Annotated in this window: 11 protein-coding genes and 1 pseudogene; 9 read left to right on the forward strand and 3 right to left on the reverse strand. The window is 69.4% G+C overall.

Going from position 1 to position 11,192, the window contains the following annotated elements; all coding sequences use genetic code 11:
- Together AB0M27_RS44590 and AB0M27_RS44595 are read right to left on the reverse strand one after the other, a co-directional pair.
- Positions 1-279: hypothetical protein (locus tag AB0M27_RS44590; RefSeq protein WP_365731546.1), on the reverse strand; the 279-nt coding region annotated here is incomplete at its 3' end.
- Positions 280-304: 25 nt separating this feature from the next.
- The gene (locus AB0M27_RS44595) at positions 305-1,207 is read right to left on the reverse strand and encodes an oxidoreductase (protein WP_365731548.1); all 903 of its coding nucleotides are present in this window, start codon (positions 1,205-1,207) and stop codon (positions 305-307) included.
- Between the two features lie 62 nt (positions 1,208-1,269).
- Between AB0M27_RS44595 and AB0M27_RS44600 the strand changes: the two genes are divergently transcribed.
- From AB0M27_RS44600 to AB0M27_RS44635, 8 genes and pseudogenes are all read left to right on the forward strand, one after another.
- Positions 1,270-1,884: a TetR/AcrR family transcriptional regulator gene (locus tag AB0M27_RS44600; RefSeq protein ID WP_365731550.1), complete on the forward strand. Its 615-nt coding sequence runs from the start codon at positions 1,270-1,272 to the stop codon at positions 1,882-1,884.
- Positions 1,885-2,218: 334 nt separating this feature from the next.
- A pseudogene (locus tag AB0M27_RS44605) lies at positions 2,219-2,443 on the forward strand (peptidase S8); the annotation flags it as partial.
- A 360-nt stretch (positions 2,444-2,803) separates the two neighbouring features.
- Positions 2,804-3,112 carry a hypothetical protein gene (locus tag AB0M27_RS44610; protein ID WP_014673544.1) on the forward strand — a complete coding sequence of 103 codons (309 nt, stop codon included), beginning with the start codon at positions 2,804-2,806 and terminating at the stop codon, positions 3,110-3,112.
- Between the two features lie 108 nt (positions 3,113-3,220).
- On the forward strand, positions 3,221-4,048 hold the full coding sequence (locus AB0M27_RS44615; protein WP_365731552.1) for a hypothetical protein: 828 nt from the start codon (positions 3,221-3,223) through the stop codon (positions 4,046-4,048).
- The gene (locus tag AB0M27_RS44620) at positions 4,038-5,390 is read left to right on the forward strand and encodes a hypothetical protein (RefSeq protein WP_365731554.1); all 1,353 of its coding nucleotides are present in this window, start codon (positions 4,038-4,040) and stop codon (positions 5,388-5,390) included. The genes AB0M27_RS44615 and AB0M27_RS44620 overlap by 11 nt, the downstream gene beginning before the upstream one ends.
- Entirely contained in the window at positions 5,387-6,946 is a 1,560-nt protein-coding gene (locus tag AB0M27_RS44625) for an SCO6880 family protein (protein ID WP_365731556.1), read from the forward strand. Before AB0M27_RS44620 ends, AB0M27_RS44625 begins: the two co-directional genes overlap by 4 nt.
- 14 nt (positions 6,947-6,960) lie before the next feature.
- Positions 6,961-8,373, forward strand: a complete 1,413-nt coding sequence (locus AB0M27_RS44630; protein WP_365731558.1) for an ATP-binding protein — start codon at positions 6,961-6,963, stop codon at positions 8,371-8,373.
- A 22-nt stretch (positions 8,374-8,395) separates the two neighbouring features.
- A complete protein-coding gene (locus tag AB0M27_RS44635; protein ID WP_365731560.1) occupies positions 8,396-9,886 on the forward strand; it encodes a type IV secretory system conjugative DNA transfer family protein in 1,491 nt (496 codons plus the stop codon).
- Between the two features lie 33 nt (positions 9,887-9,919).
- Here AB0M27_RS44635 and AB0M27_RS44640 read toward each other — a convergent pair whose 3' ends face one another.
- On the reverse strand, positions 9,920-10,486 hold the full coding sequence (locus tag AB0M27_RS44640) for a GNAT family N-acetyltransferase (protein WP_365731563.1): 567 nt from the start codon (positions 10,484-10,486) through the stop codon (positions 9,920-9,922).
- Between the two features lie 53 nt (positions 10,487-10,539).
- On the opposite strand from AB0M27_RS44640, the gene AB0M27_RS44645 reads away from it, so the two are divergent.
- Positions 10,540-11,091: a cysteine hydrolase family protein gene (locus AB0M27_RS44645; protein ID WP_365731565.1), complete on the forward strand. Its 552-nt coding sequence runs from the start codon at positions 10,540-10,542 to the stop codon at positions 11,089-11,091.
- Positions 11,092-11,192 lie beyond the last annotated feature (101 nt).

Consider the following 11,192-nt stretch of genomic DNA (forward strand, 5'->3'; position numbering starts at 1 on the left):
CTGGCGGCTCCTGTCGTTCAGTACCAGGGCACGAAGGCGATTGGCTCCCAAGGCTGAGCAACGCTCAGGCTCGCTAAGCCAATCAGAGACGCTTCGGAAGGTGCCTTTCCCTCGCTGGTTGCACAGCATCGCCGCATCGGCCTGGAGGTGGGTCCAACCACCGTTCAGGTAGGGCTCCTTGCTGTGGGTCAGCCGGCAGTGGGGATCGGCCGCCGGGGTGACGCCGAAGGCGGGGGCGTGCGATGCCGTGATGTCCGGTACTGCCCGGTCGCCGGTCACAAGCAGCCCGGAATGGACCAGCGCATCACGGTCGGCTGACCGGCTTCAGGCCCCACTCCACCCCGGTCAGCTCCTCCGACAGAGTCCACAGGCGGCGGGCCGCCTCCGGATCGCTGGCCGCTGTGCTGCGGCCGACCAGCGTGGGGGCCCCGCGCATCTCGCCGAGGCCGGCCGGGCCGACGTAGGACGCGCCGGGAAGATCCTGGCTCGCGGCGTAGAGGGTGGGCTGGGCGCCGGCCTTGTCGCTCTGGGCGAACAACCTGTTGCCGACCTCCATGGCACCCCTCATCAGAGGGTTCGCGTGGTGGCTCTGAAGGTTCGTGGCAGCCCAGCCGGGATGCGCGGCCAGGGCCCGGACCGTGGAGCCGGCCTCGGCGAGGCGGCGCTGGAGTTCCAGGGTGAACAGGAGATTGGCCAGCTTGGACTGGGCGTAGGCGCGGGTGGGGGTGTAGCGGCCGCGCAGGTTCACGTCCTCGAAGTGGATCACTCCGTCGCCGAAGCGGTGGGCTCCCGAGGACACCGTCACCACCCGGTCCGTCACATAGGGCAGGAGCAGGTTCGTCAGCGCGAAGTGACCCAGGTGGTTCGTGCCGAACTGCATCTCGAAGCCCTGCCTGGTGTGCTGCTCCGGCAGCATCATCACGCCCGCGTTGTTGATCAGCAGGTCCAGTGGGCGGTCCCAGCCGGCCGCGAACTCCCGTACCGAGTCCAGGTCGGCCAGGTCCAGGCGGCGCACCTCGGTGCTGCCGCTCACCTTCGCCGCGGCGGCGCCGCCCCGCGCGAGATCCCGTACGGCGAACACCACATGCGCTCCGGCCCGGGCCAGCGCCTCGGCGGCGACGAAGCCGATGCCGCTGTTGGCACCGGTGACGACGGCCGTCCGGCCGGTCAGGTCGGGGAGGTGGGTCGCGTTCCATTTGTCAGTCATGGCTCCAAAGTAGGCACCGACAACAATGATGTCAATGACAACATCGGGTTACGATGGTCCGCATGCCGCGCATGTCCCCGTCACCGACGAATCGCCCCTATCACCACGGAGACCTGCGCGCCGCCCTGCTCAAGAGCGCCGAGCGCACCCTGCGCGAGAAGGGCGTCGGCGCGCTCTCGCTGCGCGAACTGGCCCGGGACGCCGGGGTCAGCCACGCGGCCCCCGGCCGGCACTTCAAGGACAAGCAGGCGCTCATAGACGCCCTCGCGCTGGACGGGTACGAGCGCCTGAACCACGCCCTGGGCGCCGCCACCGAACAGCCCGGCCTCACCTTCGAGGGACGCATGGCGGCGCTCGCCCGCGCCTACCTCGGCTTCTCCGTCGAGAACCCGGAGCTGCTGGAGCTGATGTTCGCGCGCAAGCACGCGCCCGACAGCTCCGCCCAGCTCGCCGCCGCCGTCGACGAGTCCCTCGGCTCCTTCGCCCGGATGATCGCGGAGGCGCAGGAGCAGAGCGAGATCGTCGCCGGCGACCCCGAGCGGATCACCATGATCGCCGCCGCGAGCCTGCACGGCCTCGCCGCCCTCATCGCCGCCTGCGCCCTCGACGCCGAGGAGGCCATGAACGGCCTGGACGAACACGTCCACCTGCTGCTGCACGGCCTCAAGCCCCGTTGAGCCCGCCAAGGCCCGCCGATCCCCCTCCGCGCGGGACCTGTGCCCCGGGTCAAGCCGCACCCAGCACAGCGCCAGCACACTGCCATTGCTCAGCGATCCGCCAACTGCCTTGAGTAACGAGGAGGTCGGAATTCCGAAAGCCACTTGTTGTCGCGTACTCAACAACGCGATGGTCGTCGCGGGCCGCCGACCCACCGGTCATCCACCGGTGGCCCCCACACCCGCAGGCCTCTGACCACCACTTCCAGGAGGCTGTACGTTGCGTACGACCACCCCGAACTCCCCCCGCATACGCGGCTCATGGCGCCGGATCGGCTCGGCATCCGTGGCCACCGCCGCACTTCTCACCGCGGGCGTCTACGCCCTCGCCGGCACCCCGTCAAGCGGCGGCTACCCGGCCAAGTTCCCGTACACCGCGGCCGGCACCTCCGCGCTGAACGACGTCACCAGCGGCGACAACGGCACCTGCGCCACCAGCTACCTGTGCACCGCCCAGTCCGGATACGACGGCCCGACCGGCTGGGGCACCCCCGAGGGCGTGACGGCCTTCACTGGCTGACCGCACCCGCTGCTTCGCAGGCCACAGGCCCCGACGGCACCCGCCGCCGGGGCCATGTCCTGTTCCCCGCCCCCTGCCATGAGAACATCATCTCGATGCCTCACCCGACCAGCCGTCAGAAACCGTGCCAGGTCGTAAAGGAGGACAACGACCCAACCACACGACAGGTTCCGGTCGGACCTCATTGCCCGGCGTGACCTGCCGTGATACACAGAGTGACCGTACGCGCCATTCGTACGAAACCCGCCAGCCAATGACGTCAAGTCGACATACGACCGCGAAGTTGTCGGCGACAATGAGACCTGCCCTCCGCGCACCGCGGGGGCCACGCGGAACTACCCACCAGGGGCGGTGACTTACATGCTCTTTGCGGCCGACAAGGGAGACATCAACACCATCATCGGCGGAATCGCTCCGGACTGGGGCCCCTTCGGCAGCCTGGGCAACGAGGCGAAGGTGATGATCGAGGTGGTGATGGCCGTGGCCATCCTCCTGTGCCTCGGCATCGCGGTATGGGGCGCGGCCAAACAACGCATCGGCGCGACCGCCCTCCGCGACACCTTCAGCGCCGAGCAGGGCAAGGGCCTCATCATCGCCGGCCTGACCGGGGTCTTCATCATCGGCTCCCTCGGCACCCTGTTCACGATCGTGTACGGCATGGCGGTCTGAGTCCCCTGAAGGTTGCGTCTCCCTGATGTCGAGTCACCACACCGCGCCCGCGCGGCAAGCAGCACGGCTACCGTCGTACTCCTACGAGGGTGAGGGAGCGCGCACGCCATGACCTCCGGAGACGACCAGGCGTACAGCGACTACGGCGACACGGGCCACACCCGCACCCGCCTCCCCGAAACCGACCCCTACGGCGGCGCCCCCCGCCGCACCGGCCGCTCCTCCTCCCGAAGCCTGGTCACGGTGGTCGGCGTAGTGGTCCTCCTCATCGCGGCGATCGCTTTCGCCAACAGGGGGGACAATTCGTCCGCGAACGGCTCGACCGCGAAGAACCACAAGCCGGCGGCCGCTCCCACGGCGGCCAGCGGAACGCGTCCCGTGGACACCAAGTCCGCGGGCGTACCGACGGGATTCGCCCACACAGAGCAGGGAGCGCAGTCGGCCGCCTCGAACTACGCCGTGGCGCTGGGCTCGACGGGCATGTTCAACAAGGACAGCCGCGACGCCCTCCTGCACCTCCTCTATACCTCCGAGGCCGCGGCAAGACTCCAGGGCCCGATGGACCAGGCCTACTCGACCGACTTTCTTGCCAAGATGGGCCTCGACGCGGCAGGCAATCCGCCGAACGGCAGTACGTTCGTCTCCCGGGTGGTCCCGATCGGCACGACGGTGCAGCACTACACGGCGAACGACGCCAAGGTGGCGGTCTGGTACGTGGGGCTCATCGGCATGGCCGGCAGCTCCTCGACCGACCCTGTCACCTCATCCTGGAAGACCTGGACGTTCGACCTGCAGTGGTCCGGGGGCGACTGGAAGATCACCTCGGACACCCAGAAGGACGGCCCCGCACCGGTACCCGGTGACGACAAGGCCGCCGCCTCCGACGAGATCAGCAAGGCCATCGAAGAGTACGGAGGGTTCACGTATGCCCGGTAGCCCGCGACGTGCGCTCAAGCTCGCCGGAGTCGTGACAGCCGTACAGACCACCGCCGTACTGCTGGCCACACGTGCCATCGCCGCGCCCTCACCCACCCCTTCCGGCGGCGCTTCGCCCTCACCGTCGAAGAATTACAACTGCGACGTCATCTCCGGCGAGGCCAAGAAGTACTGCGAACGCGGCAACACCTCCAGCGGTTCAGGAGGTTCCAACGTCCCGGACACCTCCGCCCTCGACCCCCTCTCCTCCCTCGCCAAAGGCTGTGCCGAAGCCGCCTCCTGGACCATCGACAAGCTCAGCAAGGCCGTGAAGGGGACCGCCAACGTCGACTTCACCAACCCCAAGTTCCTGCAGCAGTACGCGATCGTCTTCGCCGCGTCCACGATCCTCACGCTCCTGTTGTGGCTGCTGGCCGTGGCCAAGCGAGCCGTGCGCGGCGTGCCGCTGACCACCGCCATCTCGGAAGCCGTCGGATTCCTGTGGCTGACGGTGCTCGCCTCCGCCTTCACCCCGCTGATCCTCTACACGGTCGTATCCGCGACCGACGGAGTGACCGACGTCCTCGCCAAGGCCACCGGCGACCAGGCGGACACGTTCTTCGGCACCTTCTCCGGCGCCCTCGGCAAGGGCACCGACATCGGCGGCGGCCCCATCATGCTGATCGTGGTCTCCCTGGTCAGCATCCTCGCCGCCGGCGTCCTCTGGCTGGAGCTGGTCATCAGGGCCGCCCTCCTCTACGTCGGCGCTCTCCTCGGCACCGTCGTCTACGCGGGCCTCGTCGACAAGAACCTGTGGGGGCACGTACGCCGCTGGGCCGGGATCATGATCGCCGTGATCCTCGTCAAGCCCGTCATCGTCATCGTGCTCGGGCTCGCCGGCGCCCTGTCCTCCGGCAACGGCCCCGACGCCTTCTCGGCCGTCGTCTCCGGCCTCGCCATCATCCTGCTCGCCATCTTCGCCAGCGCGATGATCTACCGCTTCGTCCCCGGCTTCGGCGACGAGATCGCGGGCGGCCGCAACAACCGCATCATGCAGGGCGCCGAGTCCAAGGCCGCCGCCGTGATCAGCTCCCCCGCCACCCTCGTCGCCCAGGGCATCAAGACCCACAGCTCCCGCGCCGACAACAACGGATCCGGCGCAGGACAAACCAGCAGCAGCACCCCGCGCCCGGCCAACCCCGTCACCGGCGGTGTCGCCGCCCACGGCAGCCGTACCCCCACCGGGGGCGGCGGCGGAGCCGTCCCCTCCGCCACGCCCGCGCCCCGCGCGCCCAGCCCGGTCAACACCCCGCACGCCGGCAACACCCGCAACGTCAACCGCACGGGAGGTGAAGGGCGTTGACGACCGAGTCCCACCTGTCCCATCCGGTCACGCCCCGCCGTACGTATCTCATCGGCCGCGCCCGGCCGAACGCGATCATCGGCCGGAACCGCGAGTCCGGCGAGATCGCGCTGATCGTCGCGGGCGCGTTCCTCGGCATGATGTGCGGCCTCGTCGTCCCGGTCCTGTCCCTGCGCATCGTGCTGCTGACAGGCTTCCCGCTGCTCGCGCTCGCCGCGGTGTACGTGCCGTACAAGCGCCGCACCTTCTACAAGTGGTTCGAGATCAACCGCAGTTACAAGCGCACCGTCAAGGGTGGCCACGCCGTCTACCGGTCCGGCGTCATGGAGGCGGGCACGCGGCTCGACGGGCGGGAGATCGAGATCGGCCCGCCCCCGGGCATCGGCCGCATCACCTGGCTCGCCGCCCCGTTCGGGCCCGACGAGATCGCCGTACTGCTGCACGCCGACCGGAAGACCGTCACCGCCGCCATCGAGATCGAAGGCCCCGGCGTCGGCCTGCGCGACTCCGAGGACCAGGAGGCCCTGGTCGACCGCTTCGGCACACTGCTCAAGCACGTCGCCAACGGCGACGGGTTCGTCACCCGGCTGCAGATGCTCGCCCGCACCCTGCCCGCCGACCCCGACGCCCACGCCAAGGACGTCACCGTGCGCGGCGACGACCGCTCCCCGCAGTGGCTGCGGCAGTCGTACGACCAGCTGCAGTCCATGGTGTCCACCAGCAGCGAGCAGCACCGCGCCTACCTCGTCGCCTGTATGCACTACACGCGCGAGCTCGCCGCCGAGGCGGGCGCCATGGCCCGCGCCGTCCGCTCCCGCGGCGGCAAGGTCGACCGGGACTCGGGACTGGCGGTGGTCATGGCCCGCGAGCTGACGGACATCTGCTCCCGGCTCCAGGAGGCCGACATCCGGGTCCGCCAGCCGCTGGGCCAGGGCCGGCTCGCCTCCCTCATCCACTCCATGTACGACCCGGACCACCCCATCGACCACATCCAGGCGATGACCAAGCGCAACGCCTGGCCGGCCGAGCTCGACGCCATGGAGCCCACCTACCTCCAGGCCAAGACCCGCGAGTCCAACACCCGCGCTCCCTGGTGCCACGCCACCGCCTGGGTGAAGGAGTGGCCGATGACCCCGGTCGGGGTCAACTTCCTCGCACCCCTCCTCGTCCACACCCCGGACGTCATCCGAACGGTCGCGGTGACGATGGATCTCGAACCCACCGAGGTTGCCATCGAACGCATGCTGACCGAGAAGACCAACGACGAGGCCGAGGCCTCCCGCGCCGCCAAGATGAACCGCACCGTCGACCCGCGGGACGTCGCCGCCCACAACCGCCTCGACCAGAGAGGCGAAGACCTCGCGAGCGGCGCGGCGGGTGTCAACCTCGTCGGCTACATCACCGTCTCCGCCCGCACCCCGGAGGCCCTGAACCGCGACAAACGCACGATAAGGGCCTCCGCCGGCAAGTCGTATCTCAAGCTGGAGTGGTGCGACCGAGAGCACCACCGCGCCTTCGTGAACACACTTCCCTTCGCCACCGGCATCCGAAGGTAGGGGCTGATTCACCGATGCGGGATCCGCTGTCCGTCCTCACCGACGCCTTCGCCTCCTTCCTCTTCGGGAAGGTCGAGACGACCCGGCTGCCGGTGCGCACCTCCACGGGCCAGGCCCAGGCGGTCTATCTGCCCACGGCCGCGCCCGGCCTCGGCGACTCGGGCGTCATCATCGGCCGCGAGGTGTACTCCGGAAAGGGCTACATCTACGACCCCTTCCAGCTCTACGGCCAGCAGCTCCCGGCCCCGCACTGGCTGGTCCTCGGCGAGTCCGGCAACGGCAAGTCGGCCTTGGAGAAGACCTACGTCCTGCGCCAGCTGCGCTTCAAGGACCGCCAGGTCGTCGTGCTGGACGCCCAGGGCGAAGACGGGGTGGGTGAGTGGAACCTCATCGCGGAGGAGCTGGGGATAACTCCCATCCGGCTGGACCCCATGGCGGCGCTGGACCACGGGATCCGGCTCAACCCGCTCGACCCGGCCATCACCACCACCGGCCAGCTCGCGCTGCTCCGGACGATCATCGAGGTCGCGATGGGCCACGGCCTGGACGAACGCTCCGGTTTCGCGCTCAAGGTCGCCCACTCCTTCGTCAACGAGACGATCGTCGACCGCCAGCCGGTCCTCACCGACATCGTCGAGCAGCTACGCCACCCGGAGCCGGAGTCGGCCGAGGCGATGAACGTCGCCATAGACGACGTACGGGCCTGGGGCCTGGACGTCGCCCTGGTGCTGGACCGGCTGGTCGACGGTGACCTGCGCGGCATGTTCGACGGCCCGACGACCGTGGGGATCGATCTGGACGCCCCGCTGATCGTCTTCGACCTCTCCCACATCGACCGCAACTCCATCGCCATGCCCATCCTCATGGCGATCGTCGGCGTGTGGCTGGAGCACACCTGGATCCGCCCCGACCGCAAGAAGCGCATCTTCCTGGTCGAGGAGGCCTGGCACATCATCAACAGCCCGTTCGTGGCCCAGCTGTTCCAGCGCCTGCTGAAGTTCGGCCGCCGGCTGGGCCTTTCGTTCGTGGCGGTGGTGCACCACCTGTCCGACGTCGTGGACGGCGCCGCGGCCAAGGAGGCGGCGGCGATCCTGAAGATGGCCTCAACCAGGACCATCTACGCCCAGAAGGCCGACGAGGCCCGGGCCACCGGCCGGGTGCTGGGTTTGCCGAGGTGGGCCGTGGAAATCATCCCGACGCTGACGCCCGGCATCGCCGTATGGGACGTCAACGGCAATGTCCAGGTGGTCAAACACCTGGTCACGGAGACGGAACGCCCGCTGGTCTTCACCGACCGCGCGATGACCGAGTCCTCCAGCGACCTCACGGCCGACGACGCCCTGCGCGCCGCCGAACTGGAGGCCGAGCAGCGGGCGGCGGCCTTCGTGGAACAGCATCTGGGCGACTCCGAGTCGACGGTGGCGTAGGGCCAGAGCAGGGGAGGAACGGGTGAGACCGGACGCTCGCGACCGCCGCGAGGACCGCCGGGAGGGCCAGGGCGGCATCCCCGACGGCCTGCTGATCGGCATACTCGCGTTCCTCCTCGGCATGACCGTGCTGGTGTGGACGGCCACCGGACTCTCGGCCCTCTTCTCCAAGGGCGCCTGGCCGCACGCCGTCACCTTCACCCGCACCCCCCTCGCCATGCGCCACCTCATCGGCGAACCCCACGACATCACCGGCGCCTGGCCCGACACCCCCTCCTCCCAGCTCTCCGGCTGGGGCCTGTTCTGGGGCCTGTTCATCGGCCAGCTGATGGTCCTGTTCGTCGTCACCGTGTTCGTGATGGGTGTGGTGGCGAGGTGGCGGGCGGGGAGGGCGCGGGCGCGGGCCCAGAAGACGATGCCGCCGGAGCCGGAGCAGGGGCACGAGGTCCCAGTCCCGCGCGGCACAGCGCCGATGCCGGAGCCGATGCCCGCGCCGACGCCCGCCCCGACGGTGCTTCTCCAGGAGACGCCCGCTCCCGGCCCCGCCCCTGTCGCTCAGCGCCCGGTCGACGGCGAACGGGTGCGCGGGCGAGAGAAAGTCCTCGTCGCACCCAGGGAAAGCCGTCAGACGGCCGCAGCCCAGGCCGTCCAGGACGCACCGGGCCCCACACTCGTCGTCACCTCGAACCCCGCCCTGTGGGCGGAGACAAAGGACGCCAGAGCCAAACTGGGCCCCACCCTCCTCTACGACCCCACCCACCTCTGCGACACCCCGGCCCGCCTCCACTGGTCCCCCACAGCCGGCTGTGAGGACAAGCAAACCGCATTGAACAGAGCCACCGCCCTGCTCGCCCCCGTCCAGCCCACGGCCAAGATCGACCAGGCAGTGGCCGACACGGCACTGACCCTGCTCCGGAGCTACCTCCACGCCGCCGCTCTGGAGAACCGCACCATCCGCCACGTCCACCGCTGGTCCCAGGGCACCCAGGTCCAGGACGCCGTACGCACCCTGCGTACCCACGCCAAGGCCGCCCCCGGCGCCGCCGGCGAGCTCGAGGCCGCGCTCACCGCGCACCCCGAACGCCGCGACATCGCCCAGGAACTGACCAGCCGAGCCCTCTCGGCCCTGTTCACCGTGAACATCCGCGAGGCCTGCACACCAAACCGAACAGATGCCCTGTCACTGGATTCCTTCGTCCACGAGGAGGGCACGCTTTATGTGGTCGGTGAATCCATCGAGGACCCCAGGAGCAACCCGGGCGCGATGCCCCTCCTGACGGCCCTCGTCTCCAGCGTGGTCGAGCGCGGCCGGCGCATGGCCGAACGGTCATCCTCCGGTCGGCTCGACCCACCACTCACCTTGGTCCTGGACGACGTCGCGGCCGTGGCCCCCATCCCCCAGCTCCCCGAGCTGCTCGTCACAGGTACCGACCAGGGCCTACCCACCCTCGCCCTGCTCCGCTCCCGCGAACAGGCCCGCTCCCGCTGGCCGCACCAGGAACTGCCGGGCTGAGACAGCCTGTCTGGCCGGTCTGAGACAGCCGGTCTAGGACGGCCACTCCAGAACGAACTCCACCTCGTTCTGCGCCTCCTCCCTGACGTGCGGCACGATCACCCCACTGGGCGCGAACCCGACCTTGCGATACGCCCCCTGGGCGCGGGCATTCTCCTCGTGCACCAGCAGGCGCACCCGCTCGGCACCCCGCTCCCGCGCCCAGGCCACACCGGCGTCGAACAGGGCCTTGATCAATCCGTTCCCGCGCTGCTCGGGCCGGATGAACACCCCGACCACATGCCCCTGTCGACGTTCGACGGCATGCCCGGCCCAGTCCGTCATTCCGGCTTCCTCGATGAGCACGGTCACCGAGCCGGCCCAGGTACCGTCGGGCGCCTCGGCGATGAACTGCCGCGCCACGCTCTGCTCCTCGGCCGACCGCGCGGCCCGCTCCTGGTAGAAGGAGTCAGGCTTGGCCGCGCCCTCCTCGTACGTCTCCAGGAAGGCTAGGTGCGCGATCGGGTCCCGCAGGGCGTCCAGCCGCAGCTCCTTCACCCGGGGCCAGTCGTCCGGTCGTATCGTGCGGATGACGTAGTCACCGCTGGTCGAGGTGCTCATGAGGGCCACCGTAGTGCCGCCCGTTGTCAGCGGCATCCCATATTGTGAAAGCCATGACAACACTGCCCGAACGACCGCACACCGCCCTTCTGGTCATCGATGTGCAGAACGGCGTGATGGTGCCGAGCTCGCCCAGCCGCGAGGACGTCATCGCGAACATCGGCACCCTCATCGACAAAGCCCGCGCTGCGGACGTGCCGGTGATCTGGGTGCAGCACCAGGACGAGGAACTGGTGCCGGGCACCGAGAGCTGGGAGTACGTCCCGCAGCTGAAGCGACTCGATTCCGAGCCCCTGGTCGCCAAGAGCTACCGGGACTCCTTCGAGGACACCGACCTGGAGTCCGTCCTCGCGGCGCGCGCAGTGGGCCGCCTCTTCGTCACGGGCGCCCAGACCGACTTCTGCATCCGCTCCACCCTGCACGGCGCCCTCGCACGGGGCTACGACGCCACGCTGGTCGCCGACGCACACACGACGGAGGACCTCAGCGAGTACGGTGCGCCAGCCCCGGAACAGGTCATCGCCCACACCAACTTCTACTGGAGCGGTCAGCATGCACCCGGCCGCCGACGCGGAATCATCAACACGGCTGAAGTGACCTTCTAAAAGGCGCTGAAACGCAGAAAGGCCCACGCCGGACGGCGTGGGCCTTTCTCAAAGATTGTTCGGCGGCGTCCTACTCTCCCACAGGGTCCCCCCTGCAGTAC

Source organism: Streptomyces sp. NPDC052107 (genome assembly GCF_040680215.1).
In the GTDB taxonomy this organism is placed as follows: domain Bacteria; phylum Actinomycetota; class Actinomycetes; order Streptomycetales; family Streptomycetaceae; genus Streptomyces.